This window comes from Sporosarcina obsidiansis, from assembly GCF_009651005.1.
In the GTDB taxonomy this organism is placed as follows: Bacteria; Bacillota; Bacilli; order Bacillales_A; family Planococcaceae; genus Sporosarcina; species Sporosarcina obsidiansis.
Genome location: NZ_WHVW01000026.1, coordinates 21,409 through 46,566, shown reverse-complemented (window position 1 = coordinate 46,566; position 25,158 = coordinate 21,409). Strand labels below are relative to the sequence as shown.

33 protein-coding genes and 1 pseudogene are annotated in these 25,158 nt (G+C 40.1%); 26 read left to right on the top strand and 8 right to left on the bottom strand.

The window, feature by feature from the left end; all coding sequences use genetic code 11:
• Positions 1 to 253 precede the first annotated feature (253 nt).
• Together GD002_RS16005 and GD002_RS16000 are read left to right on the top strand one after the other, a co-directional pair.
• A complete protein-coding gene (locus GD002_RS16005) occupies positions 254 to 1,021 on the top strand; it encodes a tRNA threonylcarbamoyladenosine dehydratase (protein ID WP_153733366.1) in 768 nt (255 codons plus the stop codon).
• Between the two features lie 14 nt (positions 1,022 to 1,035).
• On the top strand, positions 1,036 to 2,454 hold the full coding sequence (locus GD002_RS16000; protein WP_153733365.1) for an NAD-dependent succinate-semialdehyde dehydrogenase: 1,419 nt from the start codon (positions 1,036 to 1,038) through the stop codon (positions 2,452 to 2,454).
• A 53-nt stretch (positions 2,455 to 2,507) separates the two neighbouring features.
• Here GD002_RS16000 and GD002_RS15995 read toward each other — a convergent pair whose 3' ends face one another.
• Together GD002_RS15995 and ilvA are read right to left on the bottom strand one after the other, a co-directional pair.
• Entirely contained in the window at positions 2,508 to 3,050 is a 543-nt protein-coding gene (locus tag GD002_RS15995; protein WP_153733364.1) for a GDYXXLXY domain-containing protein, read from the bottom strand.
• Between the two features lie 204 nt (positions 3,051 to 3,254).
• Entirely contained in the window at positions 3,255 to 4,523 is a 1,269-nt protein-coding gene (gene ilvA, locus GD002_RS15990) for a threonine ammonia-lyase IlvA (protein ID WP_153733363.1), read from the bottom strand.
• Between the two features lie 716 nt (positions 4,524 to 5,239).
• Between ilvA and yhfH the strand changes: the two genes are divergently transcribed.
• From yhfH to GD002_RS15975, 3 genes are all read left to right on the top strand, one after another.
• Entirely contained in the window at positions 5,240 to 5,371 is a 132-nt protein-coding gene (gene yhfH / locus GD002_RS15985; RefSeq protein ID WP_228548406.1) for a protein YhfH, read from the top strand.
• A 124-nt stretch (positions 5,372 to 5,495) separates the two neighbouring features.
• Entirely contained in the window at positions 5,496 to 5,921 is a 426-nt protein-coding gene (locus GD002_RS15980; protein WP_153733362.1) for a DUF948 domain-containing protein, read from the top strand.
• 15 nt (positions 5,922 to 5,936) lie between these two features.
• A complete protein-coding gene (locus GD002_RS15975) occupies positions 5,937 to 6,431 on the top strand; it encodes a DUF948 domain-containing protein (RefSeq protein ID WP_153733361.1) in 495 nt (164 codons plus the stop codon).
• A gap of 431 nt (positions 6,432 to 6,862) precedes the next feature.
• Here GD002_RS15975 and GD002_RS15970 read toward each other — a convergent pair whose 3' ends face one another.
• A complete protein-coding gene (locus tag GD002_RS15970; RefSeq protein WP_194841651.1) occupies positions 6,863 to 7,870 on the bottom strand; it encodes an Abi family protein in 1,008 nt (335 codons plus the stop codon).
• A 145-nt stretch (positions 7,871 to 8,015) separates the two neighbouring features.
• Here GD002_RS15970 and GD002_RS18000 point away from each other — a divergent pair, with 145 nt between their 5' ends.
• Positions 8,016 to 8,129, top strand: a complete 114-nt coding sequence (locus GD002_RS18000; protein WP_228548405.1) for a hypothetical protein — start codon at positions 8,016 to 8,018, stop codon at positions 8,127 to 8,129.
• A 158-nt stretch (positions 8,130 to 8,287) separates the two neighbouring features.
• Here the strand turns inward: GD002_RS18000 and GD002_RS15965 are convergent, their stop codons facing one another.
• Together GD002_RS15965 and GD002_RS15960 are read right to left on the bottom strand one after the other, a co-directional pair.
• Positions 8,288 to 8,728, bottom strand: a complete 441-nt coding sequence (locus GD002_RS15965) for a DUF948 domain-containing protein (protein ID WP_153733359.1) — start codon at positions 8,726 to 8,728, stop codon at positions 8,288 to 8,290.
• Between the two features lie 5 nt (positions 8,729 to 8,733).
• Entirely contained in the window at positions 8,734 to 9,153 is a 420-nt protein-coding gene (locus tag GD002_RS15960; RefSeq protein WP_194841650.1) for a DUF948 domain-containing protein, read from the bottom strand.
• 221 nt (positions 9,154 to 9,374) lie between these two features.
• On the opposite strand from GD002_RS15960, the gene GD002_RS15955 reads away from it, so the two are divergent.
• Together GD002_RS15955 and GD002_RS15950 are read left to right on the top strand one after the other, a co-directional pair.
• Positions 9,375 to 10,373 carry an EAL domain-containing protein gene (locus tag GD002_RS15955; RefSeq protein ID WP_153733357.1) on the top strand — a complete coding sequence of 333 codons (999 nt, stop codon included), beginning with the start codon at positions 9,375 to 9,377 and terminating at the stop codon, positions 10,371 to 10,373.
• A gap of 79 nt (positions 10,374 to 10,452) precedes the next feature.
• A complete protein-coding gene (locus GD002_RS15950; RefSeq protein ID WP_153733356.1) occupies positions 10,453 to 10,659 on the top strand; it encodes an SDR family NAD(P)-dependent oxidoreductase in 207 nt (68 codons plus the stop codon).
• A 196-nt stretch (positions 10,660 to 10,855) separates the two neighbouring features.
• Here GD002_RS15950 and GD002_RS15945 read toward each other — a convergent pair whose 3' ends face one another.
• Positions 10,856 to 11,278 carry a MarR family winged helix-turn-helix transcriptional regulator gene (locus GD002_RS15945; protein WP_153733355.1) on the bottom strand — a complete coding sequence of 141 codons (423 nt, stop codon included), beginning with the start codon at positions 11,276 to 11,278 and terminating at the stop codon, positions 10,856 to 10,858.
• 231 nt (positions 11,279 to 11,509) lie between these two features.
• On the opposite strand from GD002_RS15945, the gene GD002_RS15940 reads away from it, so the two are divergent.
• Both GD002_RS15940 and GD002_RS15935 read left to right on the top strand, forming a co-directional pair.
• Positions 11,510 to 13,219: a methyl-accepting chemotaxis protein gene (locus tag GD002_RS15940; protein WP_153733354.1), complete on the top strand. Its 1,710-nt coding sequence runs from the start codon at positions 11,510 to 11,512 to the stop codon at positions 13,217 to 13,219.
• Positions 13,220 to 13,668: 449 nt separating this feature from the next.
• Positions 13,669 to 14,019: a YolD-like family protein gene (locus tag GD002_RS15935; RefSeq protein WP_194841649.1), complete on the top strand. Its 351-nt coding sequence runs from the start codon at positions 13,669 to 13,671 to the stop codon at positions 14,017 to 14,019.
• Between the two features lie 35 nt (positions 14,020 to 14,054).
• On the opposite strand, the gene GD002_RS15930 is transcribed toward GD002_RS15935, so the two are convergent.
• Positions 14,055 to 14,432: a nucleotide excision repair endonuclease gene (locus GD002_RS15930; RefSeq protein ID WP_153733352.1), complete on the bottom strand. Its 378-nt coding sequence runs from the start codon at positions 14,430 to 14,432 to the stop codon at positions 14,055 to 14,057.
• A 120-nt stretch (positions 14,433 to 14,552) separates the two neighbouring features.
• Here GD002_RS15930 and GD002_RS15925 point away from each other — a divergent pair, with 120 nt between their 5' ends.
• Positions 14,553 to 15,164: a DUF3298 and DUF4163 domain-containing protein gene (locus GD002_RS15925; protein ID WP_153733351.1), complete on the top strand. Its 612-nt coding sequence runs from the start codon at positions 14,553 to 14,555 to the stop codon at positions 15,162 to 15,164.
• A 90-nt stretch (positions 15,165 to 15,254) separates the two neighbouring features.
• Positions 15,255 to 16,229 carry a proline dehydrogenase family protein gene (locus GD002_RS15920; protein WP_153733350.1) on the top strand — a complete coding sequence of 325 codons (975 nt, stop codon included), beginning with the start codon at positions 15,255 to 15,257 and terminating at the stop codon, positions 16,227 to 16,229.
• A gap of 57 nt (positions 16,230 to 16,286) precedes the next feature.
• On the opposite strand, the gene GD002_RS15915 is transcribed toward GD002_RS15920, so the two are convergent.
• Positions 16,287 to 16,877 carry a GNAT family N-acetyltransferase gene (locus GD002_RS15915; RefSeq protein WP_153733349.1) on the bottom strand — a complete coding sequence of 197 codons (591 nt, stop codon included), beginning with the start codon at positions 16,875 to 16,877 and terminating at the stop codon, positions 16,287 to 16,289.
• Positions 16,878 to 17,040: 163 nt separating this feature from the next.
• Here GD002_RS15915 and GD002_RS15910 point away from each other — a divergent pair, with 163 nt between their 5' ends.
• The 14 genes and pseudogenes from GD002_RS15910 (at position 17,041) to GD002_RS15850 (ending at position 25,149) form a co-directional block, all read left to right on the top strand.
• Positions 17,041 to 17,463: an Lrp/AsnC family transcriptional regulator gene (locus GD002_RS15910; protein WP_153733348.1), complete on the top strand. Its 423-nt coding sequence runs from the start codon at positions 17,041 to 17,043 to the stop codon at positions 17,461 to 17,463.
• Positions 17,464 to 17,630: 167 nt separating this feature from the next.
• Positions 17,631 to 17,966, top strand: a complete 336-nt coding sequence (locus GD002_RS15905; RefSeq protein WP_153733347.1) for a hypothetical protein — start codon at positions 17,631 to 17,633, stop codon at positions 17,964 to 17,966.
• A 213-nt stretch (positions 17,967 to 18,179) separates the two neighbouring features.
• Positions 18,180 to 18,647 (top strand): GNAT family N-acetyltransferase, encoded by a 468-nt coding sequence (locus GD002_RS15900; RefSeq protein ID WP_153733346.1) that lies wholly within the window; start codon positions 18,180 to 18,182, stop codon positions 18,645 to 18,647.
• 12 nt (positions 18,648 to 18,659) lie between these two features.
• Entirely contained in the window at positions 18,660 to 19,112 is a 453-nt protein-coding gene (locus tag GD002_RS15895) for a hypothetical protein (protein ID WP_153733345.1), read from the top strand.
• Positions 19,113 to 19,162: 50 nt separating this feature from the next.
• Entirely contained in the window at positions 19,163 to 19,816 is a 654-nt protein-coding gene (locus GD002_RS15890) for a hypothetical protein (RefSeq protein WP_153733344.1), read from the top strand.
• Positions 19,817 to 19,953: 137 nt separating this feature from the next.
• Positions 19,954 to 20,202 carry a hypothetical protein gene (locus GD002_RS15885; RefSeq protein ID WP_153733343.1) on the top strand — a complete coding sequence of 83 codons (249 nt, stop codon included), beginning with the start codon at positions 19,954 to 19,956 and terminating at the stop codon, positions 20,200 to 20,202.
• Between the two features lie 19 nt (positions 20,203 to 20,221).
• Positions 20,222 to 21,061 carry an SMI1/KNR4 family protein gene (locus tag GD002_RS15880; protein WP_194841648.1) on the top strand — a complete coding sequence of 280 codons (840 nt, stop codon included), beginning with the start codon at positions 20,222 to 20,224 and terminating at the stop codon, positions 21,059 to 21,061.
• A 50-nt stretch (positions 21,062 to 21,111) separates the two neighbouring features.
• On the top strand, positions 21,112 to 21,459 hold the full coding sequence (locus tag GD002_RS17995) for an alcohol dehydrogenase catalytic domain-containing protein (RefSeq protein WP_228548404.1): 348 nt from the start codon (positions 21,112 to 21,114) through the stop codon (positions 21,457 to 21,459).
• Between the two features lie 140 nt (positions 21,460 to 21,599).
• Complete coding sequence (locus GD002_RS17990; protein ID WP_255425168.1) at positions 21,600 to 22,076, top strand: zinc-binding dehydrogenase; 477 nt, start codon at positions 21,600 to 21,602, stop codon at positions 22,074 to 22,076.
• 64 nt (positions 22,077 to 22,140) lie between these two features.
• Positions 22,141 to 22,398: pseudogene (locus GD002_RS18250) on the top strand ((4Fe-4S)-binding protein); the annotation flags it as partial.
• Between the two features lie 94 nt (positions 22,399 to 22,492).
• The gene (locus tag GD002_RS18245) at positions 22,493 to 22,597 is read left to right on the top strand and encodes a GNAT family N-acetyltransferase (protein ID WP_153733370.1); all 105 of its coding nucleotides are present in this window, start codon (positions 22,493 to 22,495) and stop codon (positions 22,595 to 22,597) included.
• Between the two features lie 270 nt (positions 22,598 to 22,867).
• Positions 22,868 to 23,431 carry an NADPH-dependent FMN reductase gene (locus GD002_RS15860; RefSeq protein WP_153733341.1) on the top strand — a complete coding sequence of 188 codons (564 nt, stop codon included), beginning with the start codon at positions 22,868 to 22,870 and terminating at the stop codon, positions 23,429 to 23,431.
• Positions 23,432 to 23,667: 236 nt separating this feature from the next.
• Positions 23,668 to 24,102, top strand: coding sequence for a MarR family winged helix-turn-helix transcriptional regulator (locus tag GD002_RS15855; RefSeq protein WP_153733340.1), 435 nt, complete (start codon positions 23,668 to 23,670; stop codon positions 24,100 to 24,102).
• Positions 24,103 to 24,165: 63 nt separating this feature from the next.
• Positions 24,166 to 25,149: a ring-cleaving dioxygenase gene (locus GD002_RS15850; RefSeq protein ID WP_153733339.1), complete on the top strand. Its 984-nt coding sequence runs from the start codon at positions 24,166 to 24,168 to the stop codon at positions 25,147 to 25,149.
• Positions 25,150 to 25,158: the final 9 nt, after the last annotated feature.

The following is a 25,158-nucleotide window of genomic DNA, read 5'->3' as shown; positions in this document are numbered from 1 at the left end:
ACAAAAGTGATGAAACGCAATGCATATGGCTTTCAGCGTTTCGATCACTTTAGGGCAAAGATTTTATTAAACATTCACTATAAAGATATCGGGGTTCATCTGGGGTGATGGGGAGTACACCTCACCCCAACATTTGACGTTGAACCGTTTTTCTTATTTACATAATGAAGTTAGTTGCAATGACGACTATTCCTGCTTTACCATATAGAAGAATCGATATAAAACAAACTACAATTTAAAGGATGAGATCCCCATGTTACATCAATTTTCTAGAAACGAATTAGCGATCGGTAAAGAAGGGATAGACCGAATGAAAGGGAAGACGGTTGCCATCCTTGGTGTGGGTGGAGTTGGTTCGTTTGCGGCTGAAGCTTGTGCACGAACAGGTGTAGGTCGAATCATCTTGGTTGATAAAGATACCGTAGACATTACCAATATTAACCGCCAATTAGTTGCCTATCTGTCGACTGTCGGTCATTCTAAAGCAAGTGTGATGAAAGAGCGTATAGCGGATATCAACGCGGACTGCGAAGTGATCGCGTTACATATGTTTTACACGGAAGAAACAGCAGAGGAGTTTTTCTCTTATGCACCTGATTATGTCATCGATGCCTCTGATACCATCAGCTACAAAATTCATTTGATTCAGCAATGTGTGGAGCGCGGTATTAAAGTGATCTCTAGCATGGGTGCCGCAAATAAAACGGATCCAACGCGATTTCAAATTGCGGATATTTCAAAAACACATACCGATCCATTGGCAAAAGTCATTCGTCTTCGTTTGAGAAAACTTGGCATTGCGAAAGGTGTTCCCGTCGTTTTCTCTGATGAAAGTCCAATTGTTATTCGGGAAGATGTCGTGGAAACTGTTGGTAACCCCGATGCGTCCATCCGAAAAGCACAAATGCCTCCCGCATCCAATGCGTTTTGTCCGTCAGTCGCTGGTTTAATTTTGGCGAGTTGGGTATTAAATGATATAGTGGCCGATATTCCAGTAGAACGTGTCAATGACGCTAAATAAAGGAGAGATGTATGATGGATACGATTGAAATGATAGTCAATGGCCAGCAGATCGGTTCTAATTTGCCACAAATCGATGTAATCAATCCTGCAACAGGAGAAAAAATTGCTACTGTGCCACGCGGAGGAGCCGCTGAAGCTACGCAAGCGGTAGATGCTGCTTTTGCTGCGTTAAAGGATTGGTCTCTGCTTTCGGCCTATGAGCGCAGTGCATTTTTGATGAAATGGCATGCGCTCATCGAGGAAAATGAAGCGAAGCTGGCCGAAACGATGACGACCGAACAAGGTAAACCGTTATCGGAAGCAGTAGGTGAAATGCGTTATGCCAATGGTTTCATTAGTTGGTATGCAGAGGAAGCCAAACGGATATATGGGGAGACGATACCAGCATCCCACTCCTCTAAACGTCTGTTTGTCCATAAACAACCCGTGGGTGTGGTCGCAGCTATTACGCCATGGAATTTTCCGGCAGCGATGATTACGCGGAAAGTCGGACCTGCGCTGGCAGCGGGTTGTACAGTCGTTTTGAAGCCTGCTTCCCAAACTCCGTTAACGGCCATTCGTTTAGTGGAACTGGCAAAAGAGGCGGGCATTCCAGATGGTGTGGTCAATGTGGTCACGGGAAGTGCCAGTGAAATCGCGGGTGCTTGGCAACAAGATGAACGTGTTCGGAAATTGACGTTCACCGGTTCTACTGAAGTTGGGAAATCACTGATGAAAGGTGCAGCTGACACGGTTAAGAAAATTTCATTGGAATTGGGCGGACATGCACCTGCGATCGTACTAGCTGATTGCGACCTCGATAAGGCGGTGGAAGGTGTGTTAGCTGCGAAATTCCGAAATGCGGGTCAGACGTGTGTATGTGCCAATCGGATTTACGTTCATTCCGCTGCTGCTGATGAATTTATTCAACGGATCAGTGAGAAAACAGCAGAGTTGAAAGTTGGGAATGGATTAAAAGAAGAGGTGCAAATTGGGCCTTTAATTGATGAAGATGCGGTTGAAAAGGTAGAAGAGCATGTAGAGGATGCCAAGTCAAAAGGAGCCACTGTGGTGACAGGGGGAGAACGAGTAGGTGGGTTGTTCTTTTCACCGACTGTACTAACAGATGTCACGGACCAAATGCTTTGCATGAAAGAAGAAACATTTGGTCCCGTTCTGCCGATCACGCTGTTTGAAACGGAAGAAGAAGTCATTCAGCTTGCGAATGACTCGATCTATGGATTGGCTGCCTATGTCTTTACCGAAAATATTTCTAAAGGAATACAGATGTGTGAACGCTTAGAATACGGCATTGTCGGTTTAAATGATGGCCTTCCATCTGCGCCGCAAGCTCCATTCGGTGGTTTTAAACAAAGCGGATTGGGCAGAGAAGGTGGACAGCAAGGAATTGAAGAATATTTGGAAGTGAAATATATATCGCTTGGTCTTTAATGAAAAAAAGAAGCAGAAAGGAAGAGTGCAACATTCTACCTTTCTGCTTCTTTTTATTTCGTCACAACTTCCCGTAAAATACTATGGCCATCTCGTACTTTAAAGTGGGCAGTTGTCGTTCCATCCTGAATACTTCCTGCGGCTACACGATGTCCTTTTTTCGGAACATAAAAGCGATCTAGCGTAAAGTTCACCATATAGTGTGTGCTTTCTCTGTACTCTCGCTCTGTTGTTTGAGGTAACCAACCCGTCAAATAAACGCCCTCTGTTGGTTCTTTGTCACTTAGAGAGACAAGTTCGTCTACACCGTTCCGTTTTTCCAATGTGGCAAACACGCGTGTTTGTCCCAGTTCAGCTTCTTCTTTGAGTCGACTTACCAAGCTATCTGCCATCAATTCTTTCGGTACTTTTTCAATCTCATAACGTAATACAATGTAATTTTCATTTGCATCTTCTTCAGCAATCGGTTCTGTTCGTAATATCACATCCTCGCCAGTTTGGAGTGTCGTAAAGTGAGGAAGCGTCAGGCTCACTAGAACGAGCAGGGGAATCACAAAGAGAATCACTATGCTTATTTTTCTATGTCGGGTGCTCACGTTAGAGTCACCACCTTTCTATAGATTCCACATAAAAAGAGAACTCCTTATGTACAAGTAGCATGTGCAAATTTCGATTGTTTTAACAGTAAAATACCCATTTATTTTCATAGAGAAACATGAGAAATGAGGCTTATGTAAGATATAGACGTAAAGAAAAACGCCTGATGGGCTGACCATCAGACGTTTTCTGTAGAGAGATATTTAAATTAACAGTCCAAATAACGAACTATCTTTGTTTACTTCTTTATAATCAAAACCATTTTGTTCCATTCGTTGAATGAGGCCATGGTAATCCTCTTTGCGCTTAATCTCAATGCCGACTAATCCAGGGCCACTTTCTTTGTTGTTTTTCTTCGTATACTCAAACATCGTAATATCATCTTCCGGTCCAAGCACGCTGTCTAAGAATTGACGAAGAGCACCGGCACGTTGTGGGAAATCGACTAGGAAATAGTACAGTAATCCTTCATAGATCATGGACTTCTCTTTGATTTCCTGCATACGTCCAATGTCATTATTACCACCGCTAATGACACAGACAACACTTTTCCCTTTAATTTCATTCTTATAGAAATCAAGTGCAGCAATGGGTAGAGCACCCGCTGGTTCAGCAATGATCGCATGTTCGTTGTAGAGATCCAAAATCGCAGTGCACACTTTTCCTTCAGGTACACTGACAATACTATCTACATAACTATTGCAAATCTCGAAGTTCAGATCACCGACACACTTGACGGCTGCTCCATCGACAAACTTATCAATCGTCTGCAATGGGACGACTTTTTGCGCGTCAATAGATGCTTTCATGCTCGACGCTCCTGCTGGTTCTACGCCAATCATGCGGGTAGTGGGAGATAGATTTTTGATGAACGTGCTGATGCCTGACATAAGGCCACCACCACCGATACTCGCGAATACATAGTCAATCGGCTCTTCGATATCATTCATAATTTCCACAGCGACTGTGCCTTGTCCTGCGATAATATCACGGTCATTGAAAGGGTGAATGAAAATACGTTGTTCTTTTTCCGTTAATTCGATCGCTTTCTCAAAGCAATCATCAAACGTATCACCGACTAAAATAATTTCAATCCGTCCACGTCCAAACATTTTCACCATATTTACCTTTTGTTTAGGTGTTGTCTGCGGCATAAAGATCTTACCGTCAATATCCAGGTGAGCACAGGCGTAAGCAACACCTTGTGCATGATTCCCAGCACTTGCACAGACGATTCCTTGCTTCCGTGCCTCTTCTTCAATACGTTTCATTTTATAATAGGCACCGCGCAATTTAAATGAACGAACATGCTGTAAATCTTCTCGTTTAATATATACATGACAGTCATATTTCTCCGACAACCGCTCATTCTTTTGTAATGGCGTATGTGCTACTACATCCTTTAATAGCTGATTGGCAATTAAGATTTCTTCTACTTGAATACTTTTAGACTCCACATTTTTCACCTTCATAATTAATCATCTAACCTCCGTTACGGATTTAACGTTTACTCATAATAACATGAAAAAAACGTTATGAACATAAGAAAGTTCTAAATTGTGCATTTATTTTATGAATTTTCTCTAATTAATTTAAACACCTCCTAATGTAAGCGGTTACTTGATTTCTTCGTTGTTTAGAAAAACTAGCATACGAAAAGTTTATTGTTTTTATTCAAAAAAGTATAATTTTTACTTTCTGAATAAATTGAACATGTATTGACAAGTTGAGGCATTCTGGTTCTCACAATCGAGCTCGCATTCTGCAATAGTTTTTCTATTGTATTCTAGATTTCTGGCGTATAAATCTAAATCGCACTGGGAAAACTATGACACAGACACCATATAATGAATAGCAGAAAGGAAGCGTTACACCATGGAGAAATGGGATAGTAGACCCGAAAAACCGGATCGCGCTCAATGGGCGGTATTTGTCGCCATTCTAGTCATCATTGCTGTCATCATTGTGTGGGATGTAATGGTGTGATGAAAAACTAGCGTACTGAATAAAAGGTGCGCTAGTTTTCTTTTAATTCTAAATATATATTCATTCATCCTGCTCTTTTGGATTCTATCGCAAAATAATAGCTTTCATCCAAAAGTAGTGACAAACAAGATGCCTCTGTTATATAGTAGTATTAATAAAAAATACTGTATCAGTACAGAATATTTGAATGGAGGAATGCAGGATGATGAAATTGAAAAGAGATCAAAGAAAAAAGGTTGAAAAGGTTTGTACGGAGTGTGGCAATAAATTCACAGAAAAACACGAATCCATGCTGTACGAATGTGAACGTTGCATTGGACGCCATGAAGAGTAAACAATAGAGTTCATCCTATGCTTCCATCGAGGAGCATAGGATTTTTTTGGTATGTTTTAGAAATGCGTGGAGTGGTATAGAAAGATATAGTGTGTATGCAGTCTGTGGAAAGGAGGAATGAGTTATGGCATATCTTGGTGTGCTATTTATTGCGATTTCATTCTTGATTGTCGCCATTTATCTTTCATTGTTGCTGACGAAGTCGTCTAATTTGTTGTTTACCGTCACCCATACGGTGAAGCGAGTGGAAGAAAACTTAGATCAAAGTTTAGAACGATTACATGGAACATTAGATGAAACCGAGCAACTGGCAACCGATGTAAAGATGAAATTAGATGCGACAACGCCAATGTTTTCAAGTATCGAAAATGTGGGACGTTCTAGTCAGTATTTAAGTGAAGAAGTGACGAAGCGAACGAAACAATTTGAAGAGGATGGATCGCTGCCAGGCACAAAACCATTTGTTCAAGCGATTCAATATAGTGAATTTGGATCTACACTTCTTAGGTCATGGAAACGTGGGAAAGAAAGTGCGAAAAATACTCTGTAGAAATGAGGTAGGAGAATGGATCTTGTCGGAATTGGCGTCGTATTAATCGGTATCGCCTTTATCATTTTAGCTATTTATTTCTCTAAAGTGTTACAGCAAGTAGGGAACATCTTACAGGATGTTGATAAAACAGTAGAAGCGTTACCACGTCAACTGAACGGTATTTTAGATGAAACAGGGAATTTGATTCAAAACAGTAATAACGCATTAGCGGATATGAATACGAAATTGGAGAATTTAACGCCGCTGTTTCAAGTGGTGGGTGATCTAGGTGAATCCACTCAAACTCTGACTTCCTCTTTAGTCGATGTGACATCATCTGTCCAGCAAAAAGGAGAACATACAGATGTTTCAGAGCAAAATAAGCGACTTGGCAGTGTGTATGGTTCTGCAATGCTTGGCTATTACTTCTTTAAGAAGCGCAAAGAGACTTCCGATGCAACACCATATTCAAAGGCTAATGATCAGCCGATCAAAAAATTACCGACACCTCAAAACACCAGCCATTGAGCGGGTTCTTTGAGATGTTTATTACCCTAAAATTTACTGCAAATCCCTCTTTGGATTTGAATAAAAGGTTGAATATTTAAGTTTGATACAATTTAATTGTTATGCAGAAATACTAAATGTAGCAATCAGGTAAAATTGTTATAATTATATGATTGCTACTTAGAGGAAACTGATGGAAGGAACGATAATAAGGAAGCAGTTCTTCCCTTTCTGGAGTTTAAGAATTTCAATTATTTATAACAGATTAAATTGCCGGGCTAAAATTCTGAAGGTACCTGTTCCTGATCATTAATAATAGAAAAAAGGGATGCATATGCATCCCTTTTTCTGACTATACAGTTAACCCTTTTACCGGATAACTCGCCGTCACGCACGATATATTATATGTATACTTTATCATAATTAATACAGAAAGTCTATAAAAGACTTTATCAATATCCTAACTTTAGCCAATCGATAAGTTTCTCTCTTCCCATTCTTCCTAATAATCGTTTCATTAAGATCCGTTGCCTTTTAGAATTACATGTTTTGTAACTTTGTTGAATTAACTTTCCGATGTTCGTAACGTTTTCGAATTGTGATAGGACAAGCAAGGTGTCATATAATCGAAGCTCATAATTAGTAGGTGAACCATTAACATTTAGTTTTGTTCTCAATCCTAAGGATAAAATCAATCCATTATCAATACGAAGATTTTTTGGTGTTCTAAATCTATTCACCAGTTGGAAATGTGCGCATGTATTTCTTAATTCAATAAAAATCCGGATACTATTGATAAGCTTTTCTTTGTCGTTTCTGTAATCCATCCCCATATCTTTTATAACTTCTTTGAAAATATCTTTTTCATACCCTAAAAGTAATTTGAATAAAGACCCAAATGACAAAATTTTAATTGTCATCCAAAAAGGTGGGTTGTCATAGGTTGATAAAAAAGCATATTTACTTTTGCAAAATTCTACATAGTCAACCGATTTTTTTGTATACTTCTTAAATAAATCATGGCTATACAGAGGTTTAGCAATATCTCTCGGCAAACTTAAATGGTTTGATCGAGGATTGGTATACTTGTTTATATCAATATAGCATTTAGCATCCGCTGGTGTTAAAAAATTTTTTTCGCAAAAACGATAAGCCATTGATGTCTTTAATCGAGTTTCTAACTTGTCTAACAGCTTTAAGATCTCAATATTAATCTTTTTATCCAGATTGTAAAGAAAGATGAAGTCTTCGAAGTAGAAATGTTCATACTCCTTCTTATCACCTTGGGAATTTTTCAGCATTAATGTCTCGAATCCATTGATTAAATCAAAATAATTTTTTTCTAGTAGTTGTCTCTTAGCGTAATCCTCGTTTTTTATAATAAGATTTCTACGTTTTAATAGGTTAATTTGAGCTTCTAGTGACAAGAACTCCTTTGTATTATGTATCTTATTTGACAAATTTTTCACCTTCTTTTTCTCATCTATTTGAACTGAATATACCACAATAGGAATATAGGCTCAAAGACTTGAAGCAAAAAACAAATATACCTTTATTTTAGATAGAATAATTGTTTGAGAAAGTGTGTGTTGGACATACGACGTAATGAATATGTTATTCCTATTTGGAATGTTCCTCGCTACAGCTATAGCAGCCATTATGATGATTGCAATTCATCAACAGAAAAAAGTAACCATCCTCCGCTATCTGGCTAAGTAGATGAGATGGTTACTTTTTTAGTGATACACTCATTTGTTCTTTTTACAAAACTAAAACTTCATTCCTCTTATTTACTTTAAAACAAGGGTTAGTGAGGTGTTTTTAATTATTCTTTATTACAAAGCAAGTCGATCAACGGTATGCAGGTTTAATTATGTTTATAGCTTTTGCAACTTTTTTAGCTCTTTACGCTGTTGTAGTAAATAAAATACAATCGTTACTAAACCATATAAACCTTTGTACTCTTTCTCTTTCGCAAAATCGCTGGCATTTGCTACGCGGTCTTTAAATCTCACCGAACGATCTAATGCAGCCGTCGTTACTTCACGTGAAGCTTCACCTACATCCCCAACAATTTGGAAAACAGGCGTCACTTCTGAAATTTGTTTATTGACATTGCTAATGGTTTCATTACTCGTATGAAGGATTTGCTCTGTTTGACCGGTCAAATCTGCTACCGTTGACGGCAGGGTATCCGTCGTCTTTTTCACGCTCTCCAACACTTCGGTCAATTTTCCAAGTGGCTTGATCAACACGACAGCTACAATAATAAGGGCAATACCGATTAGCAAGACACCTATTCCTAGTACCCAATCCATCACGTTCACCTCTTTCCTTTCTGTTGCTTCGCTCCATAATACATGCGTGCTGCAGCTTCAGATAAAACCGTTGTTTGCTGCATCAATTTCGCATACTTTCCAGGAGGAGTCGCTACCTGATCTGCCATTTTTGTTAATGATTGCTGTACGTAAGCAGTAGACTCACTGAGTTCTTTCGCTGATGCCGCTAATCCATCAACGGATTGTAATTTTGCATTGGCATCTTCTGCGATCTGATTCGTCTGGTTCATGAGCTGATCGGTCTTCTCTGTAATCCCGCCCACTTTTACTTCTACACGTTTCATCGTGTCTGTTACTTCTTTCATCGCTTGTTTGACCGTTTTGGCCGTTTTAATAATAGCAATTGCAATGACCACTAAAGCCGTCACCGCGACTATGGCACTAATGTACAAGAGCAGTTTCAATCTCGTCACCTCCACATGATAAACACATCAACTTTTTCTAACAGAACGTTTCCCGTCATCTAGTTACAGGGTAGACGTTCTATACCCTTGTCATTCCACAAACCAAAGGAATCTAAACACTGGCTTGCTAATTAGCTATTCCTCTTATTCGGTTTATTCTGTGAAATTACGATCGAAAACATGCTATGATCAAATAAATATAAATAGAAGGGGTGAAGTGAATGCATTGTAAGGGATGTATTATTCAAGACATGGAGTATGAAATATCATTTAAAAATTGCAGACAACCTGCGCTGATTCAAGCAATCACAGAGCATTTAAATAGATCAAATATGCTCGTAACCCAAATAGATTTCGTATGGAAAGTCAAAGAACAAGGGATCAAGGAGTTATATGATTTTTGCTTGGATCATGCAGCAGAAATGGATTCCCTTCAGTTCCGATTAGATCAAACCAATTGGAGACCTTTTTCAGAAGTCATGCAAGTGGTGGAAATGCAATGGATCGATCAGGTTATTCGAGATGAACAACTAACCTGTCATTATCAGCCGATCATTACGCCTGACCAAGAGATTTATGCCTATGAATTATTAGCACGCTTCTACCATAAAGATGGAAGCGTCATATATCCAAATGAAATCTTCTCCGCCGCGAGAGCCCGCGGTCGTCTCTATGCGCTAGATCGGGTATGCCGTTTGACAGCTGTTCGGTACGCTCAACATATCACTCAGAAAGCATTTATTAACTTTGTTCCTACGTCTATTTATTCGCCTGAATTTTGTTTACAGTCAACGATTCGATTGGCCAACCAATTACATATTGATCCGTACCGGCTGATCTTCGAAGTTGTGGAGTCTGAAAAAGTAGAGGATATGGATCATTTAAAAAAGATTTTAAGTTATTATCACTCAAAAGGCTTCCAATATGCTCTTGACGATGTAGGGGAAGGGTACAACACAGTGGAAGTTCTCTCTTTTTTACATCCTCATTACATGAAGCTCGATATAAAGTACGTGCAAGGCGTGGCGTCAGACAAAGAGAAACAGAAGGTGGCGGAGCAGTTTTTACAAAAAGCGCTAGCCATCGGTTCGGTTCCATTAGCAGAAGGTATTGAAGAACTAGCAGATTTTGAGTGGTTGAAAAAGAAAGGATACCAATTGTTTCAAGGATATTTATTTGGAAAACCTGCTGCCATCCCACAGACTGTAGTTTCTATCTAAATAAAGTTTTTATACGGTTCAATTAGTTTACAGTGAATTTTGTTTACTATTAAACTATTTTGTGAAGGAGATGGCATTTATGAGGTTAGAAAACAAAAGTGCGATCATTACGGGTGGTGCTGGCGGTATTGGTTTAGGAATCGCCAAGGCATTCGTTAAAGAAGGAGCGACGATAGCCATTGTCGATTTGAATCAACAAGCAGGCGAAACGACAATGGAAGAATTACAAACGATCTCTCCGCAATCAATTTTTATCCAAGCAGACCTCATTCATATGCAGCGATGATAAGCAAGAATCCTTTAGGACGACTCGGTGATCCTAGCAAGCCATGATGCAAATTATATGACAGGGCAGACGCTGATGGTAGATGGCGGTTCAATTACATTACGATAAGACGATACAAACGATTTATTGTGACAACACATACTACAAAAAAAGCGATTGCTGCAAGGTAGAACTTTCAGCAATCGCCTTTTTCATATTAGATGAATGTATCATTTAATTTGGTATAAATTTTCAACAAGCTCATTTGTTCAGTTTCAGATAGATGGCTAAATAGTTCGGTGCGCACTTTTTGACCATACTTTTTGGCTTCATTTAAGACTTCTAGGCCAAGGGGGGTGATCTGCCAATATTTCGTCCGGCGATCTTCTTCATCATGTCGCAACGTAATATATTCGTTTTGAATCAGCTTTGTAGATAGATGGGTGAGGGAAGCAGGCGTATAACCTAGGGCTTCCGCCAAATCAGATGGACGCTGTTCTCCTTCGTTATGCAGTTCTAGCAATACTAAAATATGTGAAATGCCCAATGACAGCTCGGATTCTTGCTGAAAGCGGATGAGCATTTTGTTCGTAACTTGATCCATTACATGGAGTAAATTAAAGATAGTTTGTTCTTTCATTATCAAACACCTGCCTCTCTTCCTGTAAAACTTTATTTCTATATATTATTTATCATACAACAATTTTAACAAATGTAACATTTCTATGACGAATTTCAAATAACTTTACTTCTTCTTTTTAAAAACTAATGAGTTCTTTTAAATTCTACTTTTTAAATAGAGTCTGATAGCGTATGATAAAGACAACAAATGAACTAGACGGTTTAAATAGAAGGGTAGGTAAAAGGTTTGATGAAATTGAAAGATTCATTGACATTTCAATTAGGAACTATTATTGCGGGAATCTTAGTCGTCATGCTAGCGATTACATCCATTGCTACATATAAAACTGCTTATGACAAACTATATGACGCTGCGGGAATTGAGGCGTATGGTTGTGCCAATATCACAACCGGTTTAATTCGACCCGATGATATTGAAAAGGCACTTGCTGGTGACCTTCAAACGAGGAATGAGATCGGTGATAGTTTAAATTGGACAACGAACCATAAGAATATTTTTGAAACTCAATATATTTTAGATTTAGATGGAAATGTAATCGCGATGGATGAAAATTTGAAAAGCAAAGGTTTTGAACCAGGGGATGCTTTCCAAATGGACAAGAAAGCGATAGACGATTTGCTGACACACGCTCATCCTACCTATTCAGAGCCCTATGAGTTCGGAGGAATGAAACGACTGTCCGGCTATGCACCTATCCATAAAGATCATGACACGAGCAAGGAAATCGTCGCGATCAGTGTCATTGATTTTGATGCCAATATTGTAAAAGAACGTACATGGGATGTCGTGCGTGATGGGATTTTGATCAGTATAATTCCTATGTTGCTGGCTTCCGTCGGCACAGGATTCCTTATACGTCGTAAAACGAAGCCGATCTCTAGCTTGATCGAGCAAGCGAAGAAAATTGCAGACGGAGATTTGGCAGTGGATGCTACTGTGGTCAAGTCAAATGATGAAGTAGGAGACTTAGCACGGACGCTGAACCGCATGACGGTAAATCTACAAGAGATGATTTCCACTATGAACACCACGTCTCAGCAACTATCGGAAAATGCCGGAGAAACAACGGGTTCATTGTCCGAAATGCGAGAAGCGGTTTCGATGGTGGCGAATAGTATTGAAGAAGTGGCAACTGCTGTGACAGATGGAACGACTACCGCTGAAAATGCGACGAGCATCTTGTCAGGTTTGGCTAGCGATTTACGCAATACGAAAGTAGATGCAGATTCCATGCTGGAGAATTCCAATGAAACGATGAAAATTGCTATGGAAGGTGCTCAGCGCGCCAATGAAATTAGCAGAGATATGGAATTGATTCGAAATGGATCGCAAGAAGTTGGAGATACAATTGAAAACTTAGTCGAGTCTACAACAAAGATTCAAAATATTACCGGATCAATTGCAGGAATTGCGGCACAAACCAATTTGCTTGCCCTTAATGCATCAATTGAAGCCGCTCGTGCTGGCGAACACGGCAAAGGGTTTGCTGTGGTAGCCGAGGAAGTACGGAAGTTGGCAGAGCAATCGAATCAAGAAGTATTGGAAGTAGAAAAATTAGTTCAAGATATTTCCGAACGAATTCAGCAAGTAATTTCTTCCACGTCGGAAAATACAAAGCATATTACAAAAGGAACAGAGACGGTTCGACTTACGTCTCAATCATTGAGCAGTATTTCTTCAGCAGTTGCGGAAACGGTCAAAGAAATTGAAATCATCTCCAGACAAATGACTTCTGAATCAGTCAAGTCAACAGAAGTGGTGAAATTAATTGAGAATTTGACGCACTCGGTACGAGATATTGAAGATATGACGAATAATATTGCGGCCGCTGCACAGCAAACAACCGCAAGTATTGAGGAAATTGCAGATCGTTCGAATCAGACAAATCAAATGGCGCATAAACTCGAAGATTTTGTTGGATCTTTCCGTTTGCCGTAACAGAGAAAAGAAAAGGAGAATGAGTCGAATGCCGTTGATCTACGTTACAGGCGGACGCTTTCTGCGGGGCTCGCGGTGAGCCTCCTCGTCGCTAGCTCCTGCGGGGTCTCACCTGTCGAGCTAATCCCGCAGGAGTCGCCGCCTTCCACTACGTTCAACTGGTGTATTTCATTGTTTATTGTGAAAAATTCGATCATCTAAAAAAGATATTCAATGAGGATTAACTTTTACTAGCGAATATTATCCCGTAGAGACACACCTTCTCCCTAAACAACTTAAGTATCATATGATTATAATAAACAAAAAATGTGACCAGACTTTATAGTTTCTAACGTTTGTCTATAGTCTAAAACCATCGTTTCCATACGATGGTTTTTCTTTACATTGTTTTCAGAATGTATGTTCTGTATAATTGCGAACATACATACGTTATGTAAAGGAGAATGAGTATGGAACAGAATCGGGATCGTGGGAATATCAAATGGACTTCTTTGATGTTGCCAGAGCATTTGGAGAGACTGCGCGAGTGGCAGCGGGAAGATCAGTACACACAGCGACCTGAACTGACAGATTGGGAATTACAAGAGATGCAACAAACACTGGAACATGGATGGCGAAGAAAATGTGAGCTCTTGTTAAAAACATGGCATGATGGAGAATTTCTCTTTCATCAAGGAGTTATCGAAGCACTAGATCCTCAAGCCTCTGTCATCATACTGAGTGATCCCTTCGGTACGGAAAAAATTCTTGTCGTCGATATAGTGGATGTGCAGCTAGGGAAAGACATAGAGGGGATCTAGTCAAAAATAAAAGCCGTCTGCAGGTGCAGACAGCTTCAGTCTTTGTAAAACGCTTTTTCTGTATTATACTTCGCGCGTTCCGTATTAATTACATACGTCTCGTAAATCTCGCGTTCCATAGGATCTTCCACAAGGATAGCAGCTATTTTCGCTACTTCTTCGCGGTGGTTGCGCAATGGTGATACTTGGTCTTCAAAATGCTTTTTAAGACGTGGACGCAATTTTCGTGCTTTCCCGACAAATAACAGTTCATCACTTTGGTTATAAAACAAAAGGAGACCGCCTTTATCACGTGGAATCTCGTGGAAATCAATGAAGCCAAAAATAGGCTTGATTGGTGTTGTATCCGGTGTCAATTCCTGTTTTCTGCGAACGATCGTCACAGCTGGTTTTGGTAGTTGAATCGTAATCAATTTTACTTCACATCCTCATATGATTGAGTGTCCATCCTACCATATGGCGAGGGAAAAAGCGAGAAACTTTCCGTGGGCGACTTGCATATAGTAGACAAATGTCTTGGAGAGGATGAATCCATGAAATCGCCTGCCGTTATTCAAACCTATCATGTGTCGAATACAAAACCGAAAGTGAATATTTATTATCCGATTATTACACAATTAGAGAATCCGAAAATCCAGCAACAGCTCAATCAGGTGCTATTTGATGAAATGAATAAATTACTCGTTGAACAACATTATTACGAATCAAATCTTGTAGAACTAGTTGCCGAGTATGAAATTAAAAATAATCAACGAGGGATTTTGAGTATCATTCTGACCGTGTATTCCTTCACAGGCGGCGCAAATGGCATGACCGTCGCAAAATCCCTGACATTTGATACGCGTACAGGGAGAAGTTATACATTACCGGATCTATTTAAGCCGGGTAGTCCGTACGTTCAGCGAATTTCCGAATATGTTCGTCGTCATATCCAACTATGGGACATTCCTGTACTAGAACCGTTCAAACAAATTCGACCAGATCAAGATTTCTACATCGCAGACACCTCACTCGTCGTCTATTTCCAACAGGTAGAGATATCACCGCACTATGTCGGTTTCCCATATTTCCCGATACCGCTACTAGATTTGCAAGACCTCATTAAGCCTGGCAGTCCGGCTGATCGGATGATCTCATTTACGTAAAGACAAAGTGAGGATACAATATGTATAGGAAACGATGGGGAAGTAGTGCTATAATTCCATTAGATAGATTATACAAATGAGGTGGAATGTATGCTACGAGATTTCTTTATCGGTTTATCAGAAAATCAATTATTGAACCATGCCGCTCAGAACTATGGTTTACGACTTGGAGCCCAGCAAGTAGTTGCCGGTACCAATATCGCAGAAATGATGGAAAGCGTCAAAGAACTGAATCAAGCAGGCATTTCATGTACGATTGACAATCTTGGTGAATTTGTTTATGACAAACACGAGGCCATACAGGCGAAAGAACAGATCTTAGCAGTAGTAGATGCGATCCGCGAGCGACAAGTGGATGCACACCTCTCTATAAAACCGTCTCAGCTCGGACTGGATATCGATTATGAATTTTGCAAAGAACAAATAATAGAAATTGTGGAGCAGGCAAGCCGCGATCAGATCTTTGTGAACTTAGATATGGAGAACTATCCGCGGCTTGAACCGACATTCCGCCTAGTGGATGAATTAGTGAAAGCAGGTTATACGAACATTGGAACCGTCATTCAAGCCTATTTTCATCGTGCACTAGAAGATACACGTGCCCATCGTGATATGCGAATGCGTTTGGTGAAAGGTGCATATAAAGAATCTCCAGCGGTCGCTTATCAGCAAAAGCAAGAGATCGACGAGAATTTCATCCAAATCATTGAGTGGCATTTACTTCATGGAACATTTACTTCTATCGCCACGCATGATGATAAAATCATTGATCACGTCAAACGTTTTGTAGAAGAGCATGACATTTCACGCGATCAATTTGAGTTTCAGATGCTGTACGGTTTCCGCAAAGATTTGCAGCTAGTACTCGCTAGGGAAGGGTATCGTTTCTGTACATACGTACCTTTTGGGAAGGACTGGTATGGGTACTTCATGCGTAGATTGGCGGAACGTCCGCAAAATGTGAATTTAATGATAAAGCAAATGTTCAATAAGAAAACGAATACGATGATTGGTTTGGCTGCAGGTGCATTTGTGCTAGGTCGATTATCGAAGCGAGGGAAATAAGACGAAATGAAGGCTGTCCTGAAACTTTTCAGTGGCAGCCTTGTTTACATAATAAAATTATGCGAACTCGCTGAAATTTTTCTTTTTCACATCCTGCCATTCATCTTGGATCATACTAAAATATACATCGTCTCTCGTATTTCCGTGTTGATCTATGTAGTTACTGCGAAAGATTCCTTCTTGCGTAGCTCCTAGTTTTACAATAGCTTTCTGAGAACGGATATTGTCTATATCTGCACTAAATTGGACTCTGTTAAAGTTCATATTCTCAAAAGAGTACTTTAATAATTCAAATTTACATGCCTTATTGACACCAGTTCCTTGAAATTTTGTCCCCAACCAAGTCCAACCTATTTCTAGTCTTTTATTATGAAAATTTATATTGCCAAATCGAGTGCTCCCCATGACGTTTTTCGTTTCTTGATCCAGAATAATAAATGGATACGACTTCTCCTCTGTTTTTTCATTGATAGTTGAATGTATATACGCTTCCAACTCCTCTTCTGTACAAATACATAATCCCATGTACGTCCACAAAGACTCATCCAAAGCAATCTCTTTTAGAGAATCTTTATATTCTAAGGTAAAGGGAACAAGTACGACTTTCGCATTCTCTAAGATGATTTCATTTTGAAAAAAATTATTCATTGGTCAATCGCTCCTACTAGATTATTTAGATTATTACATACAATTTTATAGGATAGATTGCGTTGCTTACATAGATAGATTAAGCTTGTTTTGTTAAATACTTTAGTTTTTATTTGTTTTCTAGAAGTTTACTTTAAATTATATGGTGAAAGGAAGATCCTACTTGGATGAAATTGATCAATCCATTCTGATTGCACTTCAAGAGAATGCACGTATGTCTATGACGGAATTAGGGAAGAAAGTTAGACTTTCAACACCCGCCGCAACAGAAAGGGTAAAAAAGTTGGAAGATAGAGGGGTCATCACAGGGTATCGAGCAATTATTGATCCTGAAAAACTTAATAAACGTGTAACCGCCTTTATTTTATTCGATACGAAACAAGGGGAATTATTTAGGGAGTTCTGTAAAAGTCATCCGAACGTAGTGGAATGTCATCGAATCGCAGGCCAGTTTAGCTATGTAGTAAAGATCGTAGCCGAATCTATTCAGTGTCTTGAGGAATTCATTGATTCTTCGTTAGAGTATGGGGAGCCGTCCACATTGATAAAGCTATCTTCGGTGGTGGATTATAGGCCTTTTAAATAAACACCCGAATGTTATCCTGATGTAGGAAGTAGCAAGAGGGAGCATTGCTTACGGGCAATGCTTTTTCTGCTTAATGGAAAATAGTTGTCATATGGTATGATAAATGAAAAAGATAATTTTGGTGCTTAGCCATTATTACAACGGACTTAAAAAAGGAGTGACCAGTGTTGGTATTGGCTATCAAAATCGCAGTCGCAGGTTTGGTGATAGTTATGTTTCTGAATGCATTACGAAAAGATCTAAGGGAACTAACAACTAAACAACGAAAACAACCACTCTTATTCATATTGGAAATACTTCCAGTAATGGGGCTGATCACTTTTATAATGGGTTGGGTGATTTTTAGGAATGTAACTTTAGGAGCTATTGGTATCTTATTATGTCTTGTCGGTTTTTCTATTGAGTTGATTCGACAGTGGAAGGCCAACAGTATACGTCAAAATTTCAAAGCTATCGTTATACTTATGCTGATTGCGGTGCTCTTTATCGCTTTCTTGCGTTGATATCACAGTTTTAACCATCTAGACGTAATCGAGTAATCAAGAGGGATATGTATATTGGAAGTAAAGAGAAAATTATTGACAAGTACAAGCGCAGATATTTCCCTGCGGAAGAGAAGTATATAAGGGACTGTGATCCTATTTCGCTTGCCAACTATGTTCAGAGATCGTAGCAAAACCAACAAGATAACTTTTCCAAATAAAGAGAGGTTCGGTATGAAAATTAAATTGGCCACAGCAAATGACGCACCCATCATTCATGACGTCATGATCAAAGCGTTTCTTGAGTATAAGAATGAAATCCCTCCTTCTAGTGCGTTAGAGGAAACGGTGCCAACGATAACAGCGGCACTAGAAAAAGGGGAGAAGGCGTTAATTGGTTATATGCAGGATGAGCCGGTCGCAATGGTTCGTTTTCAACTGGAAGATCATCGTCTGTATTTTTTTAGGTTATCTGTCATTCCAGAAAGACAAGGGCAAGGGATTGCGAAGGAACTGTTGCGATTTTTAGAGACGTACGCAAAACAAAATAAACTCTCTACGATTCAATGCAAAGTTCGAATGTCTTTGCCTAAAAATCTAGCGTTTTATCAATCGATTGGCTACGATGTCTATCAAGAGGAAGTTTTGCAGAAGCCAAGCGGGATCGATATTAGAGTTGCTTGTATGGAAAAATACCTTTAGTGGAGTGAGTGGATGAATCATGTGAAGAAAGACAAATTTACTACTAAAAGAGTAAATCTATATCTGACATTAATCCTATTGCCAATTGCATTATTGATTGCTCTTGCGGCTCTTTTTAACTTTTACCCGGGAGGCTATGGTATTACAACGAGCAATCATGAGGTGTATATAGACCAAGGAGCCATTAGCAAGGAAACGTATATCGTGAAAGAAACGGAAAATAATGAGGTCCGCATTGGATTATTAAAAAATGACATAGATCACTTGAAGCGATTATGGTATGTAAGTCTTTTGTTTACCGGAACTGTGCTTATTGGATTACTGAATTTTTTTAGATTAAAAAGCAAAATACTTTTCTTCGGTACTTTGATTTTATTCATTTCAATAGGCGTTTGGGTATGTAATTCTTATGCCCATGATATGAAGTTTCTTGATAATATTATTGAGGAACTGGCGAATAGGTGAAGTCGCTATAAGTTTTACGTTTTTACTGTAGAGTACGTAGAAGGGAAAAGTTGATAAAAAATAAGATGGCATTCATCAGTTCAGTTGTTATTTTGTGCATCTGTATGTATTTGTTTTTCCCATTTCCTAATAATCCATTGTTTGGGGCCAGTTACGTATTCATGTCGTTTCCACTCCAAAACTCAGAGGGAATAAATTTATTAGGGATTTTGGGGTCGATTTTGTTCATCATCGCAATTGCATTGCTTATAAATAGCTTAAAGAAATATTATATCCTATCAATTGTATTCGTTATTCTGTTCTATGCATTTCTCCCTAGGATTCTCATCACGGTCTATCAAGAAACACTGGCAAGCGGCATTGCAGTCATCTCGTATGACGGTAATGGTAAGTGTGAATTTGAGTCCGAAAGCGAGAATATAGTGGATGGAAAATGCCAAGTTGTGCTGCAAAATCGAAGCAATGAAGCCGTTTTATTCGAAGTGGAATTTTTGGATAGCTATTACGAAAAGGATCAAACTCGGATGGAGTCGCTAATGAATATTGCTGGTCCGTACAAGATAACGATTGCAGCAAATCAGGAAGAAACGATTTCTCTGAATGAGTTGCTGGATGTGTCTAACGTCTCCAATCACATGGCTGGTGGAGCATCGCGGGATATTCATATTAAATTGATCGATGGTGAGAACGAGCGTGTTTTATAACGACTTATCAACAGAAAGGAAGTAGAAAATGAACCAAATATTTAAGTTATCCAGCTCCATACCTAGCTTGTAAGGTGTACCTATCTATCCTTTGAGACATTTTGCAAGCTAGGGTTAATCAAGGGAGCTGACTCTACATGAAAAACCGTTCAAGAGCTTATACGCGCCATCAACGCGAGCGCGTGATTCAAAAGAAATCTTCTATTTTACAAAACGTTTTACACATCGAAGAAAAGCATATGCCGATTCGCGGAACACTAAGCAAAGGAAAAGTTCATTGTTCTTGCAAGATGTGTCGCTATGAACAATTTTACAGGATTCCACAAGTGAAACATAAAGTATGTTGGGAAGAGATGCAGAGGGAAATAGATGATTCTATTTACTGAGTGTGTGCAGGAGGCCGTAATGAATATTTTTACAGATGATTATTTTGATCCCTATCATTTGGAGGACGTTTCAAGCGAGATAATCGAGGCTGCAGAAAAGAATTTGAAGGTGAAGTTGCCAGCAGCATATATCGAATTGATGTACATACAAAATGGCGGAGAACTTCACCTGAAAAAATTAATGAATGAAGAATTAGAAGATGGCTATCTTGAAATCGATTATATAAATGGTATCGGTCAAAAAAGCGGTGAAGGGATAGTGGTTGATTCCTATACACGAAGAGAATGGGGTTTATCAAACCGGTTCGTCTACTTACATGGAGATAGCCACGAGTGGATTGCGCTCGACTACCGCAGATACACAGGAGATAATCCACCTATTGTGCACATAGATCTGGATACGAACGAAAAGATACAAATTGCTGAGAATTTTGCAGACTTCATCAGTCGACTGACTGTAGTAGAAGAACCCAATGAAACATATCATCTGGGCGATGACGATGAAGAGTTTGCAAGAGAAGATATAGAAGAGGCGCTTTTAGAAGGAAAGCATAAATACCATATGACAGCAGGTTTGCATTATTACGGTTTGCTCGATGAGGACTTACATTGGTTTTTGACGCAGATGCTAGGCTCAGTTAAACGAATTATAGACGCACGATCCTTTGAAGACACATATACGATTGATAATTATTTGGACATTCTAATCGATATGATTCGAACGAGACATGTCGATTTTAACGAGTATTCGCAGACAGAAGAATTGTTCGAGCTCGTCACGAACTTTCCACCTGTCCTAGATGATCAGTCGCGGATTCGAAATAAAAGTAGGAAGATTCGAAGCTATCTAGGGAAGTAAAGCGTATTTAGACACCATCAGGAAAATGCAGATTTACAACGTTAAGAAAATTGCAGCAAAAGATCAGCGGAAGAGGCGCTCCGTTCCCTGCGGTACTCGGACATGAAGGGGCAGGCATCGTTGTAAAAGTGGGCGCGACCGTTACAAATGTTGAGCCCGGTGACCATGTAGTTCTTTCCAATCCTTATTGCGGCGAATGCAGCCAATGTTTAACCGGCCATCAGAATTTATGCGAACGGACAGTGGAACTTAACTTTGGCGGTAAATCGAAAGATGGATCCAACCGGATTCATCAGCACAATCACCAGTTTCTTCATTTTTTGGTCAGTCGTCTTTCGCGACATACTCCATTGCAAATAAAAATAACGTGGTTAAAGTGGATAAAGATGTCGACTTAGCCTTATTGGGGCCATTAGGCTGTGGCATTCAAACCGGAAGTGGAACAGTTATGAACAGCCTGCGACCGGAACCGGGTACATCAATCGCCATTTAGGGTGGCGGTGCGGTTGGCTTAAGTGCGGTCATGGCAGCTAAAATTATGGGATTGAAACATATTATCGTCGTGGATCTCCATGAAAACCGGTTAGAATTGGCCAGAGAATTAGGTGCTACACATACCCAGAACGGAAAAGAAGTAGATGTATTAAAAGAGATTAAAGAAATTACAGATGGCGGCGTCCACTATGCAATCGAGACAACCGGTGCGGCTCCAGTCATTAAACAATCTATTCATGCGTTGCGGGTTTCTGGCACAGTGTCAATTGTCGGCTTGGGTGGAGATGTAATGATCAACTTCACCAATGATATCTTAATGGAGGGGAAAAGTGTGGTCGGTACGGTACAAGGCGATTCAGTGCCGCAAACTCACATTCCTCGATTAGTGCAATACTATAAAGAAGGAAAATTCCCATTTGATAAATTGGTGAAGTTTTATGACTTCGAAGACATCAACCAGGCATTTGAAGATTCAAAAGTTGGATTTACCATTAAACCGATTGTTAAAATTGCCCATTAAGTAAATGAGGGAATACCCTAGTTCATTGAGTTAATCGTATTTAAGAAGGAAAACACCGGATGAAGGGGATGCAGATTCCATTGTACAAGTGATTGAACGATGCCCAAGCGGAGCCCTTCAATATTGGCGTAAAGAACAACCGGATTTGCCGACAACCATCACCTCCACCCTTTCTCAGCAACTCGTGATGCCGGGCGACCTTCGCATCCGTCATGAAGAAAATGAATTGAAAACCTATCGCGCCATCCTATGCGGATGTGAAAAATCAACTAATGTACCTTTTTTTGATAAAAGCTCAATCTGTCAGGAGGCAGGAAACTGATAGACATCAACCGGGGAGAGAATAAGTTCTCTATCGGGGGGGATGTAGTAAATCCCGATGACGACTCCATTATGTACCCGTTGGCGCCTTACAAATCATTGTAGATCATACGCATGTCAGTGATAAAATTCGAGGGCAGGGAGTAGGGGAAAGATTGGTAACGCAAGTCATCGAGTTCGTTAGGGAAGAAAGCTACTGATTGTGCCGCTTTGTCCGTTTAAAAAGTACCATTTTGAGGTTCATCCGGAATACGCAGATATCTTAGCCAAGTGAATCAAGAAGGAAAACCTTCTTCGTACTGATTACGTAATTGCCTGATGAGTATGGTGACAGCAAAGAATTTCTAGAAATAAAAGAATGTTCTGTGTTTCATTTGAAACTGAAAATTATATCCATTATGATGAGAGAACATCAAGGAGTGAAAGTTCATAGAGTTAGAAACCATCACAAATTGAGGAGGAAGTTATTCATGACGAAAATTGGCATTATCACAGGAAGTACACGGCCGGGGCGCAACAGCCTGCAGGTTGCGGAATGGGTCAAAGGCATCGCGGACAAACGTGGAGACGCAGAATACGAAATTGTGGATCTGAAGGATTTCAATTTGCCGATGTATGCAGAGCCGATTTCGGCTGCCTACAGCCAGGATTATCAAACTCCTGAAGCAATCCCATGGTCTCAAAAAATCGCAGAATTGGATGGTTATGTCTTTATTTGTCCGGAATACAATCACGGTGTGACGTCGGCGTTGAAGAATGCCATCGATTATTTATACGTCGAATGGAACAATAAGGCGGCAGGCATCGTCAGCTATGGTTCTTCGGGCGGCGTACGGGCAGCTGAATCCTTGCGCATCATTCTAGCGGAGTTGCAGGTGGCTTCCGTCAGAACCCATCCGGCCATGTCACTGTTTACGGATTTCGTCAATATGAGCGAATTCAAGCCGGCGAACCTTCATGAAGGATCTGTAACGACGCTATTGGATCAGGTCAATGCCTGGACCAATGCTTTTGAGCCGCTTCGAAATAAGTAAGAAATAGATAAATGGCCGCAACTAAGGTTAACGAGTGGTCTGTACTTCCGGACTGCTCTTTTTTTTAGGTACAACGGTGCTAATCAAAGAGCTCCTTTGCAAAATATCATCAGAAGATAATTGGAATTAGGAAATATAAAAGATAAATTCATCTTAAATGGTTGACGACCGAAAATATCCGTGTTATTATTATCTCGAATTAAAGATATACTTATTCGAGATAAGAGGTGATAGAAATGGAATTGCTGAATCTCAACTTGAGAGCTTTGACTGTTCTGGTGCGCGCCACCGATTCACTTCACGAGGTCATTAAAAAGGACGTAGCCCAATACGGCTTGAATCCGACCGAGTTTTCCGTGTTGGAGTTGTTGTACCACCGGGGAAAACAGCCGATTCAACTGATAGGGAAAAAAGTGCTGATTGCTAGCAGCAGCATCACCTATGTCATTGATAAGCTCGTAGCAAAGAAGTACGTCGTCCGGAAAGCTTGTCCGGAAGACCGACGCGTTACTTTCACAGAACTCACGGACGAAGGTCGCCGCTTAATGGAGACCATCTTCCCGGAACATGAGAAAACGATTGATGAGGTTTTCGAAGGCTTAGATGCAGCGGAATTGAACGCTATGATTAAAAGCTTGAAGAAGATTGGCTATAAAGCACAGGAAGTTTAAATTTTTTTAATCCTATATCTCGAATTCGAGATAAAATAGTACTATTTTGGGGGGAGACAAACCATGAATGAATTAAAAGGCATTCACCACGTGACCGCCATTACCAGCAGTGCGGAAAAGAACTATGAATTTTTTACGTATGTTCTGGGCATGCGCCTCGTCAAGAAGACGGTAAACCAGGACGATATCCAGACATACCATCTGTTTTTTGCTGATGACAAAGGTTCAGCAGGAACAGACATGACGTTCTTTGATTTCCCGGGAATTCCGAAAGGAACACACGGAACCAATGAAATCTACAAAACGGCTTTCCGGGTTCCGACTGACGAAGCTCTCAACTACTGGATCAAACGATTTGATAAATACGAAGTGAAACACAAAGGCATCCAGGACGTGTTCGGTAAGAAAACCATCTCATTCGTCGATTTTGATGATCAGCAATACATGCTCGTATCGGACGAAAACAATGAAGGCGTTGCATCCGGTATCCCTTGGCAAAATGGTCCGGTGCCTTTGGAATTCGCCATTACAGGTTTAGGTCCGGTTCATATTCGCATTGCAGAATTTGACTATTTCAAAAATGTACTGGAAAAATCGATGCTGATGCGGGAAATCGCAAAAGAAGGTTCTTTCCACTTGTTCGAAGTCGGAGAAGGCGGCAACGGGGCCCAAGTGATTGTCGAACACAATAAATTGCTTCCGCAAGGCCGCCAAGGCTTCGGCACCGTCCATCACGCAGCTTTCCGCGTAGCCGATACCAGCGTATTGAATGAATGGATCGATCATATGCAGAAATCCGGGTTCAGCACATCGGGCTATGTTGACCGCTTCTTCTTCGAATCGCTCTATGTCCGTGTGGCACCAGGTATTCTCTTTGAATGGGCAACGGACGGCCCTGGCTTCATGGGCGATGAGCCGTATGAGACGGTAGGCGAAAAACTATCGTTGCCGCCGTTCCTGGAACCAAAACGCGACCAGATTGAAAAAATGGTGCGTCCGATTGACACGGTCCGCAGCACACGTACATTCGATAAAGAATCTTTATAAGAAGGTGGA